Origin of the sequence: Streptomyces spectabilis (genome assembly GCF_008704795.1) — a bacterium.
Taxonomy (GTDB): Bacteria; Actinomycetota; Actinomycetes; order Streptomycetales; family Streptomycetaceae; genus Streptomyces; species Streptomyces spectabilis.
Map to the genome: position 1 here is coordinate 4,867,791 of NZ_CP023690.1, position 22,893 is coordinate 4,890,683.

The 22,893-nt window shown below is 72.0% G+C and carries 20 protein-coding genes; 13 read left to right on the forward strand and 7 right to left on the reverse strand.

Going from position 1 to position 22,893, the window contains the following annotated elements; genetic code table 11:
- Positions 1 to 5 precede the first annotated feature (5 nt).
- The 5 genes from CP982_RS21195 to CP982_RS21215 all read left to right on the forward strand — a co-directional run bounded on the left by CP982_RS21195 (position 6) and on the right by CP982_RS21215 (position 7,304).
- Positions 6 to 2,096 (forward strand): copper resistance CopC/CopD family protein, encoded by a 2,091-nt coding sequence (locus tag CP982_RS21195; protein WP_150511975.1) that lies wholly within the window; start codon positions 6 to 8, stop codon positions 2,094 to 2,096.
- 6 nt (positions 2,097 to 2,102) lie between these two features.
- On the forward strand, positions 2,103 to 3,368 hold the full coding sequence (gene efeB, locus CP982_RS21200; RefSeq protein WP_150511976.1) for an iron uptake transporter deferrochelatase/peroxidase subunit: 1,266 nt from the start codon (positions 2,103 to 2,105) through the stop codon (positions 3,366 to 3,368).
- A 235-nt stretch (positions 3,369 to 3,603) separates the two neighbouring features.
- A complete protein-coding gene (pheA, locus tag CP982_RS21205; RefSeq protein WP_150511977.1) occupies positions 3,604 to 4,539 on the forward strand; it encodes a prephenate dehydratase in 936 nt (311 codons plus the stop codon).
- Between the two features lie 663 nt (positions 4,540 to 5,202).
- The gene (gene serS / locus CP982_RS21210; RefSeq protein WP_150511978.1) at positions 5,203 to 6,492 is read left to right on the forward strand and encodes a serine--tRNA ligase; all 1,290 of its coding nucleotides are present in this window, start codon (positions 5,203 to 5,205) and stop codon (positions 6,490 to 6,492) included.
- Positions 6,489 to 7,304: an HAD family hydrolase gene (locus CP982_RS21215; protein ID WP_150511979.1), complete on the forward strand. Its 816-nt coding sequence runs from the start codon at positions 6,489 to 6,491 to the stop codon at positions 7,302 to 7,304. The genes serS and CP982_RS21215 overlap by 4 nt, the downstream gene beginning before the upstream one ends.
- Positions 7,305 to 7,616: 312 nt before the next feature.
- On the opposite strand, the gene CP982_RS21220 is transcribed toward CP982_RS21215, so the two are convergent.
- The 5 genes from CP982_RS21220 to CP982_RS21240 all read right to left on the reverse strand — a co-directional run bounded on the left by CP982_RS21220 (position 7,617) and on the right by CP982_RS21240 (position 11,515).
- Positions 7,617 to 7,856 carry an SGM_3592 family protein gene (locus CP982_RS21220; protein WP_150511980.1) on the reverse strand — a complete coding sequence of 80 codons (240 nt, stop codon included), beginning with the start codon at positions 7,854 to 7,856 and terminating at the stop codon, positions 7,617 to 7,619.
- 88 nt (positions 7,857 to 7,944) lie between these two features.
- Entirely contained in the window at positions 7,945 to 8,667 is a 723-nt protein-coding gene (locus CP982_RS21225) for an ABC transporter permease (protein ID WP_150511981.1), read from the reverse strand.
- Positions 8,668 to 8,678: 11 nt separating this feature from the next.
- Positions 8,679 to 9,590: an ABC transporter ATP-binding protein gene (locus CP982_RS21230; RefSeq protein ID WP_150511982.1), complete on the reverse strand. Its 912-nt coding sequence runs from the start codon at positions 9,588 to 9,590 to the stop codon at positions 8,679 to 8,681.
- Positions 9,591 to 10,499, reverse strand: coding sequence for an ABC transporter permease (locus CP982_RS21235; protein WP_150511983.1), 909 nt, complete (start codon positions 10,497 to 10,499; stop codon positions 9,591 to 9,593).
- The gene (locus tag CP982_RS21240; protein WP_150515617.1) at positions 10,496 to 11,515 is read right to left on the reverse strand and encodes an ABC transporter ATP-binding protein; all 1,020 of its coding nucleotides are present in this window, start codon (positions 11,513 to 11,515) and stop codon (positions 10,496 to 10,498) included. The genes CP982_RS21235 and CP982_RS21240 overlap by 4 nt, the downstream gene beginning before the upstream one ends.
- Positions 11,516 to 11,827: 312 nt before the next feature.
- On the opposite strand from CP982_RS21240, the gene CP982_RS21245 reads away from it, so the two are divergent.
- The 8 genes from CP982_RS21245 (at position 11,828) to CP982_RS21280 (ending at position 19,771) form a co-directional block, all read left to right on the forward strand.
- Positions 11,828 to 12,688, forward strand: a complete 861-nt coding sequence (locus tag CP982_RS21245) for a M24 family metallopeptidase (RefSeq protein ID WP_150511984.1) — start codon at positions 11,828 to 11,830, stop codon at positions 12,686 to 12,688.
- Positions 12,685 to 14,460, forward strand: coding sequence for an SDR family oxidoreductase (locus CP982_RS21250; protein ID WP_150511985.1), 1,776 nt, complete (start codon positions 12,685 to 12,687; stop codon positions 14,458 to 14,460). Before CP982_RS21245 ends, CP982_RS21250 begins: the two co-directional genes overlap by 4 nt.
- A complete protein-coding gene (locus CP982_RS21255) occupies positions 14,457 to 15,389 on the forward strand; it encodes a metal-dependent hydrolase (protein WP_150511986.1) in 933 nt (310 codons plus the stop codon). Before CP982_RS21250 ends, CP982_RS21255 begins: the two co-directional genes overlap by 4 nt.
- Positions 15,390 to 15,502: 113 nt before the next feature.
- Positions 15,503 to 16,459, forward strand: coding sequence for a MerR family transcriptional regulator (locus CP982_RS21260; RefSeq protein WP_372503518.1), 957 nt, complete (start codon positions 15,503 to 15,505; stop codon positions 16,457 to 16,459).
- 174 nt (positions 16,460 to 16,633) lie between these two features.
- Positions 16,634 to 17,212: an RNA 2'-phosphotransferase gene (locus CP982_RS21265; RefSeq protein ID WP_229879317.1), complete on the forward strand. Its 579-nt coding sequence runs from the start codon at positions 16,634 to 16,636 to the stop codon at positions 17,210 to 17,212.
- Between the two features lie 44 nt (positions 17,213 to 17,256).
- Complete coding sequence (locus CP982_RS21270; protein WP_150511988.1) at positions 17,257 to 17,703, forward strand: hypothetical protein; 447 nt, start codon at positions 17,257 to 17,259, stop codon at positions 17,701 to 17,703.
- A gap of 105 nt (positions 17,704 to 17,808) precedes the next feature.
- Positions 17,809 to 18,711, forward strand: a complete 903-nt coding sequence (locus CP982_RS21275) for an LLM class flavin-dependent oxidoreductase (protein WP_150511989.1) — start codon at positions 17,809 to 17,811, stop codon at positions 18,709 to 18,711.
- A 175-nt stretch (positions 18,712 to 18,886) separates the two neighbouring features.
- Positions 18,887 to 19,771: a Cof-type HAD-IIB family hydrolase gene (locus CP982_RS21280; protein ID WP_150511990.1), complete on the forward strand. Its 885-nt coding sequence runs from the start codon at positions 18,887 to 18,889 to the stop codon at positions 19,769 to 19,771.
- 32 nt (positions 19,772 to 19,803) lie between these two features.
- Here the strand turns inward: CP982_RS21280 and CP982_RS21285 are convergent, their stop codons facing one another.
- Positions 19,804 to 20,943, reverse strand: a complete 1,140-nt coding sequence (locus CP982_RS21285) for a M23 family metallopeptidase (RefSeq protein WP_150511991.1) — start codon at positions 20,941 to 20,943, stop codon at positions 19,804 to 19,806.
- Positions 20,944 to 21,068: 125 nt separating this feature from the next.
- The gene (locus CP982_RS21290) at positions 21,069 to 22,832 is read right to left on the reverse strand and encodes a GAF domain-containing sensor histidine kinase (protein ID WP_150511992.1); all 1,764 of its coding nucleotides are present in this window, start codon (positions 22,830 to 22,832) and stop codon (positions 21,069 to 21,071) included.
- Positions 22,833 to 22,893: the final 61 nt, after the last annotated feature.

Genomic DNA, 22,893 nt, shown 5'->3' on the forward strand with positions numbered 1-22,893 from the left:
AGTTGATGCGGACCACCGCTCCCCGCCCGGGTCCCGACCTCGCCGGACTCGGGCGTCTGTTGCTCGTCGTCGCGGCCCTGGTCGCCGCCGGGCTCGGCGCCGTCCTCGCCACCGCGGCGCCCGCCGGCGCGCACGCCGCGCTGACCGACAGCGATCCCAAGCGGGGGGCGGTGGTCGCCAAGGCACCCGAGCAGGTGTCCCTGACCTTCTCCGAGAAGGTCGCCATGTCCGACGGCTCGGTACGGGTCCTCGACCCCGCGGGCAAGCGCGCCGACACCGGCAAGACCACCGACCTCGGCTCCACCACGTACGGCGTGAAGCTGAAGCCCGGCCTGCCCGACGGCACCTTCACCGTCGCCTACCAGGTCGTCTCCGCCGACAGCCACCCCATCGCCGGGGCCTTCACCTTCTCCATCGGCGCGCCGTCCGACACCAAGGTCGCGCTGCCCGACCAGGAGGTCGGCGGCGGCCTCGTCGGCAAGCTCTACGACACGGCGCGCTACCTCGCGTACGCCGGGTTCATCGTCGTCGTCGGCGGTGCCGCCTTCGTCCTCGGCTGCTGGCCGCGCGGCGCCGGTGTCCGGCCGCTCCAGCGCCTGGTCGTCTCCGGCTGGCTCGCCCTGACCGGCGCCACTCTCGCGACGCTCCTGCTCCGCGCGCCCTACACCGGCTCCGGCAAGCTCGCCGACGCCTTCGACCTCGCGAAGCTGGGCGACGTCCTGCAGACCAAGACGGGCGCCGCGCTCGTCTCGCGGCTGCTGCTGCTCGCGGCCGCCGCGCTGTTCATCGCCGTCCTTTTCGGCGCGTACGACAAGCGCGAGGACCCCAAGGAGAAGCGGGACCTCGCCTTCGGTCTGGCCGTCGGCGGCGGTGTCGTCGCCATCGGCATCGCCGCGACCTGGGCGCTCGCCGAGCACGCCTCGACCGGTATCCAGGCCGGGCTCGCCATGCCCGTCGACGTGCTGCACCTGATCGCCGTCGCCGTCTGGCTCGGCGGGGTCGTGGCCCTGCTGCTGTGCCTGTACCGGGCGCCGCTGATCGACGCGAGTGCCGTACGCCGGTTCTCCGCGGTGGCCTTCGGCAGCGTCATCGCGCTCGCGGCGACGGGGCTCTACCAGTCGTGGCGGCAGGTCGGTTCCTGGACCGCGCTGGTGGAGACCGACTACGGGCAGCTGCTCCTGATCAAGATCGGGCTCGTCGTCGTCCTCGTCGGCATCGCCTCCGTGTCCCGGCGCTGGACCGGGCGCATCATCGCCGAGGCGGGCGGCCTGGCCCCGGAGGCGGCGGCGACGGCGGTCGTCGAACAGCGCACCGGGACCGTCGGCGCCAAGAACTCCGCAGCCGCGAAGAGCGCCACCACCAAGGCCACCACCGCCAAGGGCGCCACCACCAAGAAGAAGCCCGTCGCCGTCGCGCACAGCTCCAAGACCGGGGTGGCGGCATCGGTGGACACCGACGACAGGGCCGACGACAGGGCCGACGGCGGCAAGGCGGGCGCCAAGACCGGCGCCAAGGACGGTGGCGACGACAAGCGCGCCGCCCAGCTCGCCCGGCAGCGGGCCGCCGTGGACGCCGCCCGGGAGAAGCGCGTCCGCGACGCCGACCCGCACCGCTCCGGCCTGCGCCGCTCCGTGCTCGCCGAGGTCGGCGTGGCCGTCGTGCTGCTCGCCGTCACCACGGCCCTGACCAGCACCGAGCCGGGGCGCACCGAGGAGGAGGCCAAGAACGCCGTCTCGTCCGCGCCGCGGACCGCGGGGCCCGTCAAGATCAAGATCCCGTTCGACACCGGTGGCCAGGACGGCAAGGGCACCGTGCGCCTGGAACTCGACCCCGGCCGCACCGGCAGCAACGACCTGCACGTGTACGCGACCCGGCCCAACGGCAGCGCCTTCGACATCCCCGAGGTGAAGATCGCCTTCACGCTCAAGGCCAAGGACGTCGGGCCCCTGCCCGTGGCCCCCGACCGCATCGCCACCGGACACTGGAGCGCGAGCGGAGTGCAGATTCCCATGGCCGGCGACTGGAAGGTCGCGGTGACCGTCCGCACCTCCGACATCGACCAGGTCACCCTCGACAAGAACGTGCAGATCGGCTGAACCACCATGGCGGACCACACCATTTCGCGACGGCGCCTGCTCGGTACGGCGGGCGCCACCGGCCTCGCACTCGGCGCGGCAGGCGGCGCGGCCGGATACGCGGTCGCGTCCTCGGGCTCGACCGGCGGCTCGGACACGACGGGCACGCCGCTGACGTCACTCGGGGCCGATGAGGTGATGTTTCACGGGAAACATCAGCCGGGGATCACCACGCCCGTGCAGTCCCGCGGCCATCTGGTCGCCTTCGACCTCGCCCCGGGCTCCGGGCGCAAGGAGGCGGCGGCCCTGCTGCGCCGCTGGTCGGCGGTGGCCGAGCGGTTGATGGCGGGCAAGCCGGTGGAGGGCCAGGGCCAGGGCCGGGACACCGACATCGCGCGCGACGCGGGGCCGTCCTCGCTGACCGTGACCTTCGGCTTCGGCCACAGCTTCTTCGGCCGCACCGGTCTGGAGAAGCAGCGCCCCTCCGCGCTCGACCCGCTGCCGGAGTTCTCCTCCGACCGGCTGGACAAGGCCCGCGGCAACGGCGACCTGTGGGTGCAGATCGGTGCCAACGACTCCCTGGTCGCCTTCCACGCGCTGCGCGCCCTCCAGAAGGAGACGGGCTCGGCGGCGAGGCTCCGCTGGCAGATGAACGGCTTCAACCGCTCGCCCGGCGCCACCGCCCGCCCCATGACGACGCGCAACCTCATGGGCCAGATCGACGGCACGAACAACCCGAAGCCGTCCGAGGACGACTTCAACAAGCGGATCTTCGTGCCCGACAAGGCCGCCGACGCCGACCCCGCCTGGATGGCGGGCGGCTCGTACGCCGTCGTACGCCGTATCCGGATGCTCCTGGACGACTGGGAGGGGCTCTCCGCCAAGGCCCAGGAGGGCGTCATCGGCCGCCGCAAGGCCGACGGGGCGCCGCTGACCGGTGGCACGGAGACCACCGAGATGGAGCTGGAGAAGACCACCGCGGGCGGCGACCTCGTGGTCCCGCTCAACGCGCACGCCCGCATCAGCCGCCCCGACCAGAACGGCGGCGCCGCGATGCTGCGCCGCCCGTTCTCGTACCACGACGGCCTCACCGACAAGGGCGAGCCGGACGCGGGTCTGCTCTTCATCTGCTGGCAGGCCGACCCGCTGCGCGGCTTCGTCCCGGTGCAGCGGAAGCTCGACCGGGGAGACGCCCTGTCGAAGTTCATCCGGCACGAGGCGAGCGGGGTGTACGCGGTGCCCGGCGGGGCGGAAGCCGGTGGGTATGTGGGGCAGGCGTTGCTGGAGGGGTGAGCGGAGGGCGGGGCGGGCGGGGGCAGCCGTTTCGCGGCCGTGGGCGGCCCCCGTACCGAGGCGTTCCGCGGCCACGGCGGCCTTGCGTCGAGGCGTTCCGCGACCGTGAGCGGCTCCGCGCCCAGCCGTTCCGCAACCGCGGGCGGCCCCCGCACCGAGGCGTTCCGCGGCCGTGGGCGGTCCCGCCTCCGCCAACGCGTGACGCCCGCCCCATCCGCCGCATTAGGGTGACGTCATGTCGGCGACGCGCTACACCTACCTCGGCCCTGAAGGCACCTTCACGGAGGCCGCCCTGCGCACCCTGCCGGAGGCGGCGGCCCGCGAGCTGGTGCCGATGGTCTCGGTTCCGGCCGCCCTCGACGCCGTGCGCGCGAGCGAGGCCGCGGCGGCGCTGGTGCCCATCGAGAACTCGGTGGAGGGCGGCGTCACGACCACCGTGGACGAGCTGGCCAAGGGCGAGCCGTTGATGATCTACCGCGAGGTCGTCCTGCCGATCGCCTTCGCGCTCCTGGTGCGTCCGGGCACCGCGCTCAAGGACGTCAAGACGGTGACCGGGCACCCGGTGGCCCAGCCGCAGGTGCGCAACTGGCTGGCCGCCCAGCTGCCGGACGCGGTGTGGGAGTCGGCGGCGTCGAACGCGGACGGCGCCCGCCTCGTGCAGGAGGGCCGGTTCGACGCGGCGTTCGCGGGCGAGTTCGCCGCGGTGACGTACGGGCTCGAACCGCTGGTCACCGAGATCCACGACGCGGCGAACGCGGCGACGCGGTTCGTCCTCGTGGGCCGCCCGGCCCGGCCCGCCGCGCCGACGGGCGCGGACAAGACGTCCCTGGTGATCTGGCTCGGCGACGACCACCCCGGCGCGCTTCTCGAACTGCTCCAGGAGTTCGCGGTGCGCGGCGTCAACCTGATGCGCATCGAGTCCCGTCCGACGGGGCGCGGCATCGGCAACTACTGCTTCTCCGTGGACGCCGAGGGGCACATCACGGACCGCCGTGTGGGCGAGGCGCTGATGGGCCTGAAGAGGATCTGCCCGAAGGTGCGCTTCCTCGGCTCGTATCCGCGCGCGGGCGTGGCCCCGGAGGACGTACGGCCGCCGCGCCCCGGGACGTCCGACGAGGAGTTCACGTCGGCGTCGGACTGGCTCGCGCGCTGCCAGGACGGCCGATTCTGAGCGTTTAGAGCTCCGTCACCGGGTCTTCCCGGTGCTTCGGCCTGCCCGTACACAGGCCTGGATCTGCAGTCCTACCTGCAGATTTATGTTGTCCACAGAAGTTATCCACAGGTTCCCTTCTCGACCTGGGGACAAGTCGACACGGCAGCACGACATCGTCGACAAATCGGTACCCAGCACCCAAGTCCGCCCACAGCCACTCTCGTCACTCCTTCGTCCACCTTTTTCCATGCGGCAACACTTTGGAGTTAACCAATTCCACTCGAAAGTTGGCGCTGAGCAGGTTTGGGAAGGGAATCCTTCAGCATGGGGAACCATGGAAAGAGCCCCGATCCTGCATCCACAGATCTTTCGCACAGCCTGTGGATAACTTTCCGGACAGCCCCATTCCTGTGGACAACCGGCTCCCCAAGTCCCGTTTCCCACAAGGCAATCCGGTCAAGGCGACAAGGCCCGTCTGCCCCGATTCGGGGAATGACGCCCGTTTTATTGACCCCGTCGGGCCGCGCGCGACGGCCTCGCCGAGCACCCGGCAGGCGCCCGTCCCCACCCGTGAAAGCCGAAGCGACGGGCGAGAAATTCACATTCCGGCATATCGGTCATAACGGAGGGCAGGGGAAAATCAAGTCGTGGGCCGGAAGCGCACGAAGGTAGCCTGGGGGGGTGATTGACCTTCGCCTGCTCCGTGAGGACCCCGACCGTGTTCGCGCTTCGCAGCGCGCCCGTGGAGAGGACGTCGGCCTCGTCGACTCCCTGCTCTCCGCCGACGAGCGGCGCAGGTCGTCAGGGGTCCGCTTCGACGAGCTCCGGTCCGAGCAGAAGGCGCTCGGCAAGCTCATCCCCAAGGCCTCCGGCGACGAGAAGGCCGACCTCCTGAAGAAGGCGGGCGAGCTGGCCGCCGCCGTCAAGGCGGCGGGCGCCGAGCAGGACGAGGCCGACGAGGAGACCAAGCGCCTCCTCCTCCGCCTCGGCAACCTCGTGCACCCGGACGTCCCGGTCGGCGGCGAGGAGGACTTCGTCGTCCTGGAGACGCACGGCACGGTCCGCGACTTCGCCGCCGAGGGCTTCGAGCCGAAGGACCACCTGGAGCTCGGCCAGGCGCTCGGCGCCATCGACGTCGAGCGCGCCGCCAAGGTCTCCGGCTCGCGCTTCTACTACCTGACGGGCGTCGGCGCGCTCCTGGAGCTCGCCCTGGTCAACGCGGCCATCGCGCAGGCCACCGAGGCCGGGTTCATCCCGATGCTGACCCCCGCGCTCGTCCGCCCGCACGCCATGGAGGGCACGGGCTTCCTCGGCCAGGCCGCGGAGAACGTGTACCACCTGGAGAAGGACGACTTCTACCTGGTCGGCACCTCCGAGGTCCCGCTCGCGGCGTACCACATGGACGAGATCATCGAGGCCGACAAGCTGCCCCTGCGGTACGCGGGCTTCTCGCCCTGCTTCCGCCGCGAGGCGGGCACGTACGGCAAGGACACCCGCGGCATCTTCCGGGTGCACCAGTTCGACAAGGTCGAGATGTTCTCGTACGTCGCCCCGGAGGACGCCGCGGCCGAGCACCAGCGGCTCCTCGACTGGGAGAAGCAGTGGCTGAACGCCCTTGAGCTGCCCTTCCAGGTGATCGACGTCGCCACGGGCGACCTGGGCGCGTCCGCCTCGCGCAAGTTCGACTGCGAGGCGTGGATCCCCACCCAGGGCAAGTACCGCGAGCTGACCTCCGCGTCGAACTGCGACAGCTTCCAGGCCCGCCGGCTCTCCGTGCGCATGCGCGAGGAGCAGGGCGGCAAGAAGAACGTCCAGCCGCTCGCCACTCTGAACGGCACGCTGTGCGCCGTGCCGCGCACGATCGTGGCGCTCCTGGAGAACCACCAGCTCGCGGACGGCTCCGTGCGCGTCCCCGAGGTCCTCCGTCCGTACCTGGGCGGCCGCGAGATCCTGGAGCCCCTCGCCAAGTGAGTTCCGCCGGTCCCGCCTTCCCGTACAAGCTCGTCGCCACCGACCTCGACGGGACGCTGCTGCGCCCGGACGACTCGGTCTCGACGCGCACCCGTGACGCGCTCACCGCGGCCACCGCGGCGGGCGCGGCCCACATCATCGTCACCGGGCGCTCCGTGCCCTGGACGCGGCACGTCCTCGAGGACCTCGGCTACGAGGGCATCGCGGTGTGCGGCCAGGGCGCGCAGGTCTACCACGCGGGCGAGCGGCGCCTGCTCACGTCGGTCACGCTCGACCGGCAGCTGGCGGGCCTGGCCCTGTCGAAGATAGAGGCGGAGATCGGCCCGCTGGCGCTCGCCGCGAGCCGTGACGGCATCGACGGCGAGGTCCTCGTCGGCCCCGGGTACGTGGTCCAGGACGGCCCGCTCCCGGCCGTCCCGCTGTCCGACCCGGCCGACCTGTGGTCGGCCCCGCTGAACAAGCTGTACGTCCAGCACCCGGGCCTCGACGACGACGCGCTCACGGCCGTGGCGCGGGACGTCGCGGGGGACCTGGTGGGCGTCACGATGGCGGGCGAGGGCATCGTGGAGATACTGCCGCTGGGTCTGACCAAGGCGACGGGCCTGTCCCTGGCGGCCCGTCGGCTCGGCGCGAAGGCCGTGGACACCATCGCCTTCGGCGACATGCCCAACGACATCCCCATGTTCGCCTGGTCCGCCCACGGCGTGGCCATGGCCAACGCCCATGAAGAGCTCAAGACGGTGGCGGACGAGGTGACGACGTCCAACGAGGCGGACGGCATCGCCGTGGTGCTTGAACGGCTGCTGGCTTAGGCCCTGGGCAGGGCGCCGGGCTCCCGCCTGGCGACACCCCCTCCGGGAGGGGCGGCCCGCGCAGTGACGCGCGCTCGAAGCGGCCGCCCCCGGGCGGTCTCCCCCGTGACGGTGCTCGACGGAGTGGGTGATGACTCCGGAGCCACCGCGGACCGCCCTGCTGGAAGCGCGATGACCCTTGCGGGCCGTCGGCTCCACTCCCGGTAGGAGAGCGCCAGTTCGGGTGCTTCCGGCGCGTGGTGACACCCCTACTGTGCCGGGCCGGGTGAGGGCCCGCCACTGAATTTCGCCCGGCCCTGGCACGCTCCCGGATCAGCTCTCGCGCCGTCTGCGCCTGCGCTTGCGGGCCCGGCTGAAGAACCACCCGGCGGGCGGCTCGTCGGACCGCCACGGCTGCGGCTCGGGGGCCCGCTGCCGCCAGCGGGCGGTCAGCATCCGGGCCCGCGCGGAGGGCTCGGCGGTCTCGGCGGACCGTATGAAGTCGTCGTCGAGGACCACCTCGTCCCAGGCGTCGCTCCCGGGACCGTCGCCCCGTCCCTCGTCCGATGCCATCGCGGCACCTCCTAGACACTCCTGCGCATCCCCCTCCCACCAGTGTCCCGGCAGGAGGGTGAAGGCGCCGTCAAGTCGGCCCGCCGGGCTACTCGTCGCCGGCGACCGTCAGGGTCCGCAGCTTCTGGCCCGCGTACCAGGTGGCCCCGGCCGTGACCACGATCAGCAGGATCACGGCGGCGGGCAGGCCCACGTCGGAGGTCACGAGTTCGCCGCCGTCGGTGGCCTTTTGTGCCACGGCGAGCGACCACTGCTGGACGCTCAGCGTGCGGGCCCCGGAGACCAGGGAGCCGAAGAGGGCCTCCCAGACGAGCGCGTACACGAGCCCGAAGACCACGGCGTGCCGGGTGATCGTGCCGAGGAGCAGGAAGATCGCCGCGTACGCGATGGAGGAGACCAGGGCGGCGATGGTGTACGCGACGGCGACCTGCTGGCTGTTGCCGTTGAGGATCAGGCCCGCGATGAACGTCGGGACCGCCGAGAACGCCATGGTGACGGCGATGGCGACGGTGAGCTTGGTGACGATGATCGTGGGGCGTTTGACCGGCTTGGACAGCAGGTACATCACGGAGCCGTCGTCGATCTCGGGGCCGATGGCGCCGGTGCCCGCGATGACGCCGATGATCGGCACCATGGTGGCGAGCGCGAAGCCGCCGAGCAGGTCGGAGGCCACTTGGTCGTCGGCACCGCTGAAGCCGCGCACGGCGGCCGCGATCACGATGAGCAGCAGGGGCAGGGCGAAGAGGATCAGTGCCCGGCGGCGGCCGAGCAGGGCCCGGTAGGTGAGCCGGGCGACAGTGGGGTCGTACACGGTGACTCCCTTCAGGCCGCGACGAGGTAGGAAAAGACCGACTCCAGGGACTCGTCCGAGGGCGAGACCGTGAGCAGCCGGATGTCGTGTTCGCGCGCGATGCGGGGCAGCAGGCTTGTGAACCGGCCGAAGTCGACGGCCTGGATGCGCAGCGCGCCTTCCTTGAGGTCGACCTCGATGCCCGCGGTGGACGGGTCGGCGATCAGCGCGGCGGCGAGCGCGCGGTCGTCGCTGGAGCGCACCAGGTAGCGGTGCGGCCGGTCCGTCATCAGGCGGCGGATCTTCCGGAAGTCGCCGCTCGCGGCGTGCCGCCCGGCGACGATCACCTCGATGTGCGAGGCGAGCTGTTCGACCTCTTCGAGGATGTGGGAGGAGAACAGGACGGTGCGGCCCTCGTCGCCCATCTTCCGCAGCAGGTCCATGAGCTGCATCCGCTGGCGCGGGTCCATGCCGTTGAAGGGCTCGTCCAGGAGCAGCACGGAGGGCTCGTGGACGAGCGCGGACGCCATCTTCACGCGCTGGCGCATGCCCTTGGAGTACGTGGAGATCTTGCGGTCCTGCGCGTACTCCATCTCGACCGTGGCGAGGGCCCGCTGGGCGGCGTTCTTGCCCAGGCCGTGCAACTCGGCGTTGGCGATGACGAATTCGCGGCCGGTGAGGAAGTCGTACATGCCCTCGCGCTCGGGCACGAGGCCGAGGTGTTTGTAGATCTCCTCGTTGCGCCACGTGGGCCGGCCGTCGAGGGTGACGGAGCCGGTGGAGGGGGCGAGGAAGCCGCCCATCATGCTGATGAGGGTGGACTTCCCGGCGCCGTTGGGGCCGAGCAGGCCGGTGACTCCTGGGCTGATGGTCATCGTGACGTCGTTGACGGCCACCACGTTGCCGAACCAGCGTGAGACGTGGTCGATGGTGATGCTGGTCATTTAGAGCCCGGCCTTTCGGTAACGGCGCATCAGGGCGACGTAGCTGCCCGCGACGAGGGCGAGGACGACGAGGAGGTAGACGGCTCCCACGCCCGCCGAGGGGCCTTCGTTCCCGGGGAACGAGGAGGTCGCGCCGAGGAAGGCGGTCTGCACGCCGTCGATGAGGGTGATCGGCGAGAACAGGCCGAGCCACTCGATGGCGGTGCCGTTGCCCCCCTGTTCGTGCGCGATGGCCTGGACGGTGGACACCGCTCCGTAGGAGATGGTCAGCACGGCGATGACGGCGGCGATGCCGAAGCCGCGCCGGGGCGTCACGGCCGAGATGACGAGCGCGATCCCGGAGAAGAGCAGCGACAACAGGGCGACGGAGACGAGCCCCTGCGCGAACCCCTTCGTCTGGTCCGCGAAGTCCAGCTTCGCCAACAGCGCCCCTACGTAGAGCACGATCAGCGGTGCCGCGGTGAGGATGAACAGGGCCGACGCCATGGACGCGAACTTCGCGCGTACGTAGTCGACGCGTTCGATGGGGCGGGAGAAGTACAGCGGCACGGTTTTGAACCGCAGGTCCCTGGAGACGGTCTGCGGGGCCTGCGCCGCCAAGTAGAGGCCGATGACGGCCTGGAGGAGCACCGCGTAGCGCGTGTAGTCCACGGGCAGTTCGTTGGCCTTGGTGGCGACGGCGACCGCGACCATGATCAGCGCGGGGGCGCACATGACCCCGAAGAGGATCATCGGGAGCACCTTGGACTTGGCCGAGCGGCCGAGGCCGTAGGCACCGCGCAGGCTCTGCGAGTACAGCGAGCGGGTGGCGTAGGCACGGCCGAGGCGGGGGCCGTCGTAGTTGCGGTACCCGATGTTGTGGATCTGGGTGGAGTCGGCGTCGCGCGCCCGTGTCGACTCGGCGGTCATCGCTTGTCGCCTCCCGTCTGCTCGGCGGTGGCCGCGGTCGCCGCCCGGGCGGCGGCGCGCTCGGAGACCTGCTCCGGCCGCTGCTCGTCCTGGGAGCGGAAGACCTCCGCGATGTGGTGCCTGCGCTGTTCCATGCGGACGAGTCCGAGGCCGAGGTCGGCGACGGTGTCCCGGACGAGGTCGTACGCCGTCTCGTCCGCGGCGTCGAGCAGGAAGATGTGGCCCGCGCCGGGCAGCCCGCCCCCGTCGTCGTGCGTGGTCACGCCGCGGGTGTGCAGGGCCGCGCGCAGCGCGGCGGTGCCGTCGGGGTGCTCGTCGCTGTCGGTGACCTCGATGGCCAGGGTCGTGGTGCTCTGTGTGAAGTCCGTGGTGGAGCTGGAGCGCAGGAGCTTGCCGCCGTCGATGACGACGACGTGGTCGCAGGTGCGCTCCAGTTCGCCGAGGAGGTGCGACGTGACCAGGACGGAGATGCCGAAGTCGGTGTGCACGCGGCGGATCAGGTCCAGCATCTCGTCGCGGCCGACGGGGTCGAGGCCGTTGGTCGGTTCGTCGAGGAAGACCAGCTGCGGGTCGTGCACCAGCGCCTGGGCGAGCTTCACGCGCTGCTTCATGCCGGTCGAGTAGCCGCCGATGGGGCGGTAGCGCTCCTCGTAGAGACCGACGTGGCGCAGCGTGTCGGCGGTGCGCTCGCGGGCCGCCGCGGGCGGCAGGCCGGACATGCGCGCCATGTGGACGACGAACTCGGTGGCCGAGACGTCGGGCGGCAGGCAGTCGTGCTCGGGCATGTAGCCGACGCGCTCGCGGATCTCGCCGCCGCTGGTGGCGACGTCGAGGCCGAGCACGGCCGCGGTGCCCTCGGTGGCGGGGGACAGGCCGAGGAGAATCTTGATCATCGTTGACTTGCCGGCGCCGTTGGCTCCGACGAGTCCGGTCACACCGGGCCCGATGTCCAAGGTCAGCCGGTCAAGAGCGGTCACCCTCGGGAACCGCTTGCTCAGGCTTTCGGTCGCGATCACAGTCACGTGTTCGACGGTAGTGGCGCGGGCCACACCGGGGCGTCACTCCACAGGCTGTCTCCGCCCTCACTCTGGAGTATTACGGGCCCGTAGGGGTCGTCCGGAAGTCGAACCCCTGGGGGTTCTCCCGGTGGCCCTCTCAGGGTTCTTCCGGACCGGACCCGAAGGCTCACGCAGACCTATTGACGCAGCCGCCAAGCATTGTCACATTCATCAGTGTCAAGTTACGAGCACGTACGGAGACGGCGGTGACGCGGCGGTGACGCGGTGCCGCCTCGGCGGGCGTGGACCGGACACGGGACGGACGGTGGCATGACCTCAGCAGTGAAGGGTGAACTCTCCGCGGAGCTGCGGGGGTTCCGCCGCGTGCAGACCTTGGCGTACGAATGCGCGGAAGCGGTCGCCGCCCAGCTCAAGCCGGGGGTGACGGAGCGCGAGGCGGCGCGGATGCAGCGGATGTGGCTGCGCGAGCGGGGCGTGCGGGACTGGTTCCACCTGCCCTTCGCCTGGTTCGGCGACCGCACGGCGTTCGTGAACTTCCGGATCCCCCTGCAGTTCTTCCCCACCAACCGCAGGCTTGAGCCGGGGATGCCGTTCATCCTCGACATGGCCCCGGTGTACGAGGGCTACACCGCCGACATCGGCTACTCGGGCTGCCTCGGCCTCAACCCGGTGCACGACAAGCTCCTCGCCGACCTGGAGGCGCACCGCGAGCTGATCCTGCGCGAGGTGCGCGAGCGGCGCCCGCTGCGCGAGATCTACGAGCACGTGGACCGCCTCATGGTCCGCCAGGGGTACGCCAACCGCCATCGCGCGTATCCCTTCGGCGTCATCGCGCACAAGGTCGACCGGGTCGGGCAGCGGCGCTTCTCGCCGCATGTGTTCGGCTTCGGCACCCAGTCCCTGAAGGGCCTCGCGAGCGACGCGCTGCGCGGCCACCGGGACGGCTGGTCCCCGCTGTGGTCGCCGTACAAGTTCTCCGACCATCCGCCGCAGCCGGGCCTGTGGGCGGTCGAGCCGCACCTCGGATTCCGGGGCACGGGAGCGAAGTTCGAGGAGATCCTGGTCGTCACGGACTCCAGGGACCCCGAGGAGAGCGCGTTCTGGCTGGACGACGACCTGCCGCATGTGCGGCGCTGGTCCGAGGAAGACGCTGAGAGGGCTGCCGCATGACGACCGTCGATCTGAAGGGCGCCCGGGAGCGCTGGGTGCGCACCGGTGGCGTGGAGCTGTGCGTCGCGGAGCTGGGCGACGCCGGGCGGCCCACGGTGCTGCTCGTGCACGGCTATCCGGACTCCAAGGAAGTGTGGTCCGAGGTCGCCACGCGCCTGGCCGAGCGCTTCCACGTGGTGCTGTACGACGTGCGCGGCCACGGCAGGTCGACGGCCCCGAAGCCCCTGCGCGGCGGCTTCACACTGGAGAAGCTGACCGACGACTTCCTCGCGGTCGCCGACGCGGTCAGCCCGGACGCGCCGGTGCACCTGGTGGGCCACGACTGGGGCTCGGTGCAGGCCTGGGAGTTCGTGACGGTCCAGCGCACCCAGGGGCGGATCGCGTCCTTCACCTCGATGTCGGGCCCGTCCCTCGACCACTTCGGACACTGGATCAAGAAGCGCCTGTCCCGGCCGACCCCGCGCCGGGCCGCCCAGCTCATCAACCAGGGCGCCAAGTCCTGGTACGTGTACATGCTGCACACCCCGGTCCTCCCCGAGCTGGCCTGGCGCGGTCCGCTCGGCCGCCGCTGGCCGAAGATCCTCCAGCGCGTGGAGAAGGTGCCCGCGGACGGCTACCCCACGCCGTCCCTGCCGACGGACGCCGCGCACGGCGCCTGGCTCTACCGCGACAACGTCCGCGCCCGGCTGCGCCGCCCCCGCCCGGACGCGTACGCGCACGTGCCGGTGCAGCTCATCACTCCCGCGGGCGACGCCTTCCTGTCCCAGCGGCTGTACGACGACCTGGAGCAGTGGGCCCCGGACCTGACCCGGCGCACGCTGCCCGCCAAGCACTGGGTGCCGCGCACCAGGCCCGACCAACTGACCGCCTGGATCACGGATTTCGTCACCACCCACGAGGACGGCGTGCCGCCGGTGGCGAGCGCGGCGTCGGCCCCCGGTAAGCACGCCGACCGGTTCTCCGGCCAGCTGGTGCTCGTCACGGGCGCGGGCAGCGGCATCGGACGGGCCACGGCGTTCGCGTTCGCCGAGGCGGGCGCGCGCGTGGTGGCCGTGGACCGGGACGCGGAGAGCGCGGCCCGCACCGCCGAGATGTCCCGGCTCGACGGCGCCCCCGCGGCCTGGGCCGAGACGGTCGACGTCAGCGACGAGCAGGCCATGGAGAAGCTCGCCGAGAAGGTCGCCACGGAGTACGGCGTGGTGGACGTTCTGGTGAACAACGCGGGCATCGGCCTGTCCGGCTCCTTCCTCGACACCAGCGCCGAGGACTGGAAGAAGGTCCTGGACGTCAATCTGTGGGGCGTCATCCACGGCTGCCGCCTCTTCGGCAAGCAGATGGCCGAGCGCGGCCAGGGCGGCCACATCGTGAACACCGCGTCGGCCGCGGCCTATCAGCCCTCGCGCGCCCTGCCGGCGTACAGCACGTCGAAGGCGGCCGTCCTGATGCTCAGCGAGTGCCTGCGCGCCGAGCTCGCGGGCCAGGGCATCGGCGTCTCCGCCATCTGCCCGGGCTTCGTGAACACGAACATCACGGCGACCGCCCGCTTCGCCGGGGTCTCCGCCGACGAGGAGGCCCGCCGCCAGAAGAAGTCCGCCCGGCTCTACGGCCTGCGCAACTACCCGCCGGAGAAGGTCGCGGACGCCGTCCTGCGCGCCGTGGTCCGCAACCAGGCCGTGGTGCCGGTCACCCCGGAGGCGCGTGGCGCCCATCTCATGTCCCGCTTCGCGCCCAGGGCCCTGCGCGCGCTGGCCCGATTGGAGCCACCGCTGTGAGCACGGAGCACCGCGCCACGCCGCCCCCCGAGGAGCACTACACGATCGTTCCGCGCCGGGTCTCCTTCGACTGGGACGCCACCCCGCTGCACTGGATCCCGGACGAGCCCACGGCCACCCATGTCATCAACGTCCTGCATCTGCTGCTCCCGGCAGGCGAGCGGTGGTTCGTGAAGGTCTTCAAGGAGGGCCTGCCGCTGATCACCGACCCGGTGCTGCGCGCGGACGTCAAGGGGTTCATGGGGCAGGAGGCCACGCACAGCGTGCAGCACGCGTACGTGCTCGATCACCTGGCCGCGCAGCGCCTGGACACCACCGGGTTCACCAAGTACGTGGACTTCCTGTTCGAGAAGCTCCTCGGCGAGCGGCCGCCGCTGGGCGCGCCCGTGCCCACGCAGGAGTGGCTGCGCTTCCGCCTCGCGATCGTCGCGGCCATCGAGCAGTTCACGGCGGTGCTCGGCGACTGGGTGCTGCACGCGGAGGGCCTCGACCGGGCGCGGGCGGACGAGGTCATGCTGGACCTGCTGCGCTGGCACGGCGCGGAGGAGGTCGAGCACCGCGCCGTCGCCTTCGACATGTACCAGCACTGCGGCGGCACCGGGGCCGCCCGGTACGTGCGCCGGGTGGCGGGCATGACGGTCACGGCCCCGGTGATGCTGTACCTGTGGCTGTGGGGCGCCGCGTATCTCGTCCGCCACGATCCCCGGCTGGCGGGGCGGCTGCGGTATTCGCTGCTCGCACACAACAGGGCGGTCAAGAAGGGGCTGCTGCCGACCTGGCGGCAGATAGGCGCGGCCGTGCCCCGCTATCTGCGGCGGTCGTACCATCCGTCGCAGGAGGGTTCGCTGCGCAGGGCCGTCGAGTATCTGGCCTGGTCGCCCGCCGCGCGGGCCGCGGTGGCGGCGGCCGGGCGCGCGGCGATCGCCTAGCGCCGAGTACGACCGGGGCCGCTGGTGCCGCCGGTGCCGCCGGGAAAGGACGGGGAGCGTTGGACGAGCACAGGGAGGAAGCCCGGGTCGCGGAGGCACCGGGACCGCCCCCGGTGGAGCCGCCGGGCGCGCCCCGGGTGGAGTACCGCATAGAGGATCTCGCCCACCACAGCGGAGCCACGGTGCGCACCATCCGGGCCTATCAGGACCGTGGCCTGCTCCCCCGGCCGGAGCGGCGCGGGCGGTCCAATGTGTACGGCGACGCCCATCTGGCGCGGCTGCGCCAGATCGCGGACCTGCTCGACCGGGGGTACACCCTGGCCTCCATCAAGGAGCTGCTCGAAGCCTGGGACGCGGGCCGTGGCCTCGGCGGCGTCCTCGGTCTGGTCGCCGAGGTCGACGGGCCGTGGACGGACGAGAAGGCCGACCGGATCACCCGGGCGGAGCTGGCGGCGGCGTTCGGCGGCACTCCGGACGACGCCGCGGTCGCGGACGCCGTGGCGCTCGGCGTGCTCGAACCGCTGCCGGGGACGGACGACGAGTTCCTGGTGCCGAGCCCCCAGGAGCTGGCGGTGGCCGCCGAGTTGCACGCGGCGGGTGTTCCGCTGTCGGCGATCGGCGGACATTTGCGGGAGTTGCGGGGGCAGGTCGAGCACATAGCGGCGCGTTTCCTGGAGTTCACCAATGAGCACGTCTTCGCGCGCTATCTGGGAAACCATCCGCCGAGCGAGGCGGACGCGGCGGAGGCGGCCTCCCTCATCCGCAGACTGAGGCCGCTCGCGCAGAAGTCGGTCGACGCCGAACTGGCCCGTGCCATGCGCCTGTTCGCCACCCGTCACCTCCGTCGCCATCTGGCCGCGGAGGAGCCGCCGCAGCGGCGTGACGAGCTGCAGTACGTGGCGCTGCCCGCCAGCACAATGGACGCGGTCCAGGCGCTGGTTGGGCAGGAGAACATGGCCGCGTTCATCACGGCGGCAGCCGAACGCGAGCTGCACAGCCGGACATTGGATGCACTTACGACAACTAGGAATGATTCCGGCATAGTTCCCCAAAAGCCTCCTTTCGCCTGAGAGTTGTCCACAGAATTTCCAAGTGGCCTGTGGATAACCAGACTTGTCTGTGGATCAAACCTGGAAAGCTGAATTCCTCCGTGAAAAGTCGATGGCAGAAAACCGAGTGCGTGGAGAACGGCGGACCGCGACGCTGAAGAGATGAAAGAAGGACAAGCTCCGGAAGGACGCCCTCTGGACGAGAGAGGCACGGGAGAGGCCCCTCCGGGCGACCAGCGCGCCCTAAAGGTGTCGAAATACCTGTCGAAGCACCTGCGGCACCAGCCCGAGCGCATCGGGATCACCCTCGACGACAGCGGCTGGGTGGACATCGGCACATTGCTCGCGGCCGCAGCGGCCCATGGGTTCCGCTTCACCCGGGCCGAGCTCGACCACGTGGTGGCCGCCAACGACAAGCAGCGGTTCACGGTGGACGGCGACCGGATCCGCGCCAACCAGGGCCACTCCGTCACCGTGGACCTCCGGCTGCCCCCGGCCGTCCCGCCCGCGTACCTCCACCACGGCACGGTGGCCCGCCATCTCCCCGCGATCCGGGCCGAGGGCCTGCGGCCGATGAACCGGCACGCGGTCCACCTCTCGCCCGACCGCGAGACGGCCACGCGCGTGGGAGCGCGGCGCGGCCGCCCCGTCGTCCTGTCCGTCGACTCCGGCGCGATGCACCGCGACGGCCACGTCTTCCACGTCAGCGCCAACGGCGTCTGGCTCACCGCCGCCGTGCCCGCCCGCTATCTGCGCTTCCCGGCACCCCACTGACCCGACTCGGCACGGCGGGCCCTGACCGGGCAGGATCGATGAGCATGGAGCATCTGCACAGCACCGAGGCGGCCGTGAGGGCACTGCGGGAGATAGCCCGCGAGTACAACCTGGAGTTCGAGGTCAGCCACGACATAGGCGCCGACCGGACGTCCCGGCGCACCGCGGCCGGGGTCGCCGTGACCACCGACGCGGACGGCTCGCTGCCGCACGAGGCGTTCGTGGAGTTCGGCGGCTCGCCTCGGGTGTCCGTGCGGCTCTACCCGGACGACGACGCTGTGATCAGCGTCGACGGCGTCGAGTGCCACGACGTGCCGCGCGACCACGTGCCGCCCTTCCTGCGGTCCGTCCTCGGCGGCCTGGCGTACGTCAAGGGGCGGCGCTTCCCGCCCGGCTACTGGCTGGTCGTGCCGCTGCCCGGGGACGCGACGTACAAGGAGCTGATTCCCATGATCTCGCTCACTCCCTGGCTCAGCGGAAAGGTCCGCTGAGCTCAAGGCACTCGGCGAAGTGCCTGGCAGCGACCCTGGCCGGGCCCGCGACGGCGCCCGGACCGCGGGCCGGGGCCCGATCCGGGCCGCCGTACGCTCGAACGCATGAGTCTGCGTCTGAGCACCGTGATCCTGCCCGTGGCCCGCTGGCACGAAGGCGGCAAGGAGCGCTGGCAGCGCGCTGAGGAACTGGGCTTCCACACCGCGTACACCTACGACCACCTCTCCTGGCGGACCTTCCGCGACGGGCCGTGGTTCGGCGCGGTGCCCACGCTGACCGCCGCCGCGGCCGCCACCGAGCGCATGCGCCTGGGCACACTCGTGACCTCGCCGAACTTCCGGCACCCGGTCACGCTCGCCAAGGAGCTGATCACGCTGGACGACGTGTCGAACGGACGGATCACCCTCGGCATCGGCGCGGGCGGCAACGGCTTCGACGCCACCGCGCTGCGCCGCGCCGACGAGGAGCCCTGGACACCCCGTGAACGCGCGGACCACTTCGGGGAGTTCCTGCCCCTGCTCGACCGCCTGCTCACCGAGGACGCGGTGACCTACGAGGGCGAGCACTACGCGGCGCACGAGGCGCGGAACATCCCGGGCTGCGTGCAGCGCCCCCGGCTGCCGTTCGCGGTCGCCGCGACGGGCCCGCGCGGCCTGCGGCTCGCCGCCCGGTACGGCCAGGCCTGGGTGACCACCGGCGACCCGAAGATCTCCGCGACCGGCACCCCCGAGGAGTCCCTGGAGGCCATCCGCGGCCAGGTCGACCGCCTCGGCGCCGCCTGCGAGCAGGTCGGCCGCGACGCCGGCGAGCTGCCCAAGATCCTGCTCACCGGCTTCACTCCGGACCGGCCCCTTGCGTCCTTCGACGCCTTCGTGGAGTTCGCGGGCAAGCACGCCGCGCTCGGCTTCGACGAGATCGTGCTGCACTGGCCGCTGCCGGGCACGGACTTCGCCGCGGACGAGAAGGTCTTCGAGCGCATCGCGACGGAGGCCCTGGCGCAGCTGTGACGGAGAGGGAGGCCCTGGCGCAGCCGTGACAGAGGCGCCGGCGCGGCTGTGGGCGCCGCCGGAGGGGGCTCGTCCGCCGTAGTCCGGGGTACGGGCGGGGCGTGCGGGGGCGCGTTGTACTCAAATGTGCGCCCCGCCACACACCCGTGCGCGCATATGCGGGACAATCAGCTACGTGACCTCAGCTACCGCCCGGCCCCGGACCCCGGACCCCTCCGTACCGCCCCGGCTGATCGCCACGGACCTGGACGGCACGCTGCTGCGCGACGACAAGTCCGTGTCCGAGCGCACGATCGCCGCACTCGCCGCCGCCGAGACGGCCGGGATCGAGGTCTTCTTCGTGACCGGGCGCCCCGCTCGCTGGATGAACGTGGTCGCCGACCACGTCCACGGCCACGGCCTGGCGATCTGCGCGAACGGCGCGGCGGTCGTCGACCTGCACGGCGGCCCCGGGGCGCACCGCTTCACCAAGGTGCGGGGCCTGGCCGCGCCGAACGCCCTCGAGGTCGTCGAGCTGCTCCGCGCCGCCGCTCCCGGCACGTCCTTCGCCGTCGACCGTACGGGCGGGGTGCACCACGAGCCGGAGTACCCGCCGCTGCGCATGGACCCCGCGGGCAGCGTGGCACCCGCGGAGAAGCTCCTCATGGCGGACGCCGCCTGCGCGGAGGAGCCCATCCTCAAGCTGCTCGCCCACCACCCCGAGATGGCACCGGACGCCTTCCTGGCACTCGCGCGCGAAGCCGCGGGCGGGCGCGCCGAGATCACCCGCTCCAGCCCGACCGCCCTCCTGGAGATCAGCGCCCCCGGCGTCACCAAGGCGGGCACCCTCGCGCTGTGCTGCGCCGAGCGCGGCATCTCCCCGGACGAGGTCGTGGCCTTCGGGGACATGCCGAACGACGTGGAGATGCTCTCCTGGGCCGGAGTGTCGTACGCGATGGGCAACGCCCACCCCGACGTGATCGCCGCCGCCTCGGGCCGTACGGTCGCCAACAACGAGGACGGCGTGGCGGTCGTCATCGAACGCATCCTGGCGGACCGCCTCTCCGTAGAGGCCGGTTGAGGCTGATCAGCCCTTAGGCCCCTAGAGGCCGATCAGCCCGTAGAGGCCGACTCCAGGCTCACCCCGCGCTCGTCCAGCCACTTCGCCGGGTCCACGCCCGAGCCCAGGTCCGGGGTGAGGCGGGCCTCGAAGTGCAGATGCGGCCCTGTCGAGTTGCCCGTCGTGCCCGCCTGCCCGACCCACTGCCCGGCGCGTACCGCGTCCCCCTGGTCGACGGTCACGGCCGCCAGGTGCGCGTACTGCGTGTAGTAGCCGTCCGGGTGGCGCACCACGACCTCGATGCCGAAGGCCCCGCCGCAGGCGACCCGCACCACGCGCCCCTCGCCCACCGCCCGTACCGGGGCACCGATGTCGACGGCGAAGTCCTGCCCCGTGTGCCGTCGCGCCCACCGCTCGCCCGCGCTGTCGAAGCCCGCGGACAGCTCGTACGTCTCCACGGGCGCCACCCACGCGCGCGTGGCGGCCGGTTCCGGTTGCTCCAGGCGCACGGCGCCCCGGCACTGACCGGCCGTTACAGCCTCGTCCGCCTCGCCCTGGAGGGTCCAGCGCGCCGACTCCAGCTTCGTCTCGATGTTCCTCTTCAGGCGCGCGAGGCGTGCCGTGCGCCGGTCGAGAACGCCGCGCGCCCGCTCCGCCGACTGCCTGGCGGTCGTCAGCCGGGCGGCGGCCCGCTGGGTCTTGGCGACGGCGTTGGTGACGGCGAGGTCTGCCTGGCCGAGGGCGCGCCTGCCGCGCAGCAGTTCGTCGGGGCTGTCCGCGAGCAGCAGCCGCGCGGTGAGCGGAAGACCGCCGCCGGTGCGGTACTGCGCGCTGGCCATCCGACCGAGGTCCTCGCGCAGGACGGCGACCTGGTAGCGCTCGTCGGCGAGCAGCCGGTCGAGCTTCTTGACGCGGCCCCGCTGCAGTTCGGCGGCGCGCCGCTCCACTTCGTAGCGCTCGGTGGCCTTGGACGCCTCTTCGTAGAGGCGGACCACCTCGGCGCTGGTGCCCGACCCTTCGGGGCCGTCCGTCCTGTCCGTCCCGTCGGTCCCGTGGGCGGCCGCGGTCGGCGGCGTGCCCAGGGCGATGAGCGCGCACAGCAGGACCGGCACGGCGACCAGGCGCCGCGGACGGCGGGTACGGACACGGCGCGGACGACTCGGGCGGCTCGGGCTGCTCGGGCGGGCACACATGACTCGGATCGTTGCCCCCACGCGCGCGTGTCGCCCGGCGGACTCGTACGCGCGGGGGACCGGGTGACCCGTACGGTGCACCCGCGTACCGCCGATCAGCGGCCGGGCAGAGCGGCGGCAGGGCCTCAGTGCGGTGCCTGCCACACCACCGTCGTGCCGCCGCCGTCCTCGCCGATGCCGGGCCCGTACCAACTCGCGCCGCCCAGGGACTCGGCCCGTCGCTTGAGGTTCTTCAGACCGCTGCGGCGGCCGCCCTCGGTGATGCCCACGCCGTCGTCGGCCACCGTCAGGCGCACGCCCTGGCGGCCGTCGGGCAGCACGAGGGTGGCGTCGACGACGACGTCGATGCGATCGGCGCCCGCGTGCCGGAACGCGTTCGACAGGGCCTCGCGCAGGGCCGCGATGAGGTTCTTGCCGGTGAGCTCGCTGACGACCGTGTCGACGGGCCCCAGGAAGCGGTGCGAGGGCTTGAAGCCGAGCGGCACGGCGGCCATGTTGATCTCGCGCAGGACCCGCGTCCGCAGGCCCGAAGGCGCCTCTGCGGGGCCCTGCTGGAGCGCGAAGATCGCGGTGCGGATCTCCTGGATGGTCACGTCCAGCTCGTCGACGGCCTTGCCGACGCCCCGCACCACCTCGGGCACCACGGACCGGCGCTGGGCGCTCTCCAGCATCATCCCGGTGGCGAAGAGCCGCTGGATGACCAGGTCGTGCAGGTCGCGGGCGATGCGGTCGCGGTCCTCGTAGACCGCGAGCCGCTCCCGGTCGCGCTGTGCCTCGGCCATCATCAGGGCGAGCGCGGCCTGCGAGGCGAACTGGGTGGCGAGGGTCCGCTCCGTCTCGGTGAACGGCCGTCCGCCCCGCGCGCGGGGCGTGACGAGGGTCCCCAGGACCCGGCCGTCGCTCTGGAGGGGCAGCATCATCACGGGGCCGTACCCGCGCGCGAGGTCCGTCATGATGCGCGGGTCGGTGGCCGCGTCGTCGAGGAACACCGCCTGTCCGTCGAGGAGGTCGGCGATGATGCGGCTCTCCGGGGGGACGGTGACGCCGAGCGCGCCGCTGGGTTCGTCCGATGAGACGGCGACGATCTCCATGCCGCCCTCGTCGTCCGGGAGCAGCACGATCCCGGCCGCCGAGTCCGCGAGGTGCCGGGCCTGCTCCGCGACGACCGCGAGGGCGTCCTCCGCGTCGGAGCCCGAGAGCAGCGCCGTGGTGACCGCCACGGAGCCGTCGATCCACCGCTCGCGCTGCTTGGCGGCCTCGTACAGGCGGGCGTTGCCGACCGCGATGCCCGCCTCGGTGGCGAGGACCCGCACCATGTGCACGTCGTAGTCGTTGAACTCCGCGGCCTCCCCGGGAGCCGCCCCGACGCGCTTCTCCGTGAGGTACAGGTTCCCGAAGATCTCGCCCTGGACGCGGATCGGCACCCCCAGGAAGGTGCGCATCGGCGGGTGGTCGGCGGGGAAGCCGCAGGAGCGCGGGTCGGTGGAGAGGTCGGCGAGGCACAGCGTCTCGGGCTGGTGGATGAGCGCGCCGAGCAGCCCGCGGTGGCCGTCGGGCAGGCGTCCGATGCGCTCGGCCGTGGCCTCGTCGATGCCGTAGGAGACGAAGTCCGAGAGCCCCTCGCCGTCCTCGGCCACGACGCCGATCGCGGCGTAGCGGGCGTTCGTCAGCTTGGCGGCGGTCTCACAGATGCGGTCCAGGGTGGTGTGCAGCTCAAGACCCGTCCCGACGGACCGCATCGCCTCCAGGAGCTGCGGTACGCGCGCGGTGAGCTCCGTGGAGAGGTCCTGGAGACTACGGCCGGCCCGCGCGGCGGCCTCGGCCTCGTCTGCCGGGGCCGACATGCCCTCGGAGGGCGGCGGCGCGGCGGAGGCCGGGGGGACGGACATGCCTTGAGCGTAGTTAGTCCGTTTTGCCGTGGCACGCCGAGGCGACGGCGCCGGGCGCGGC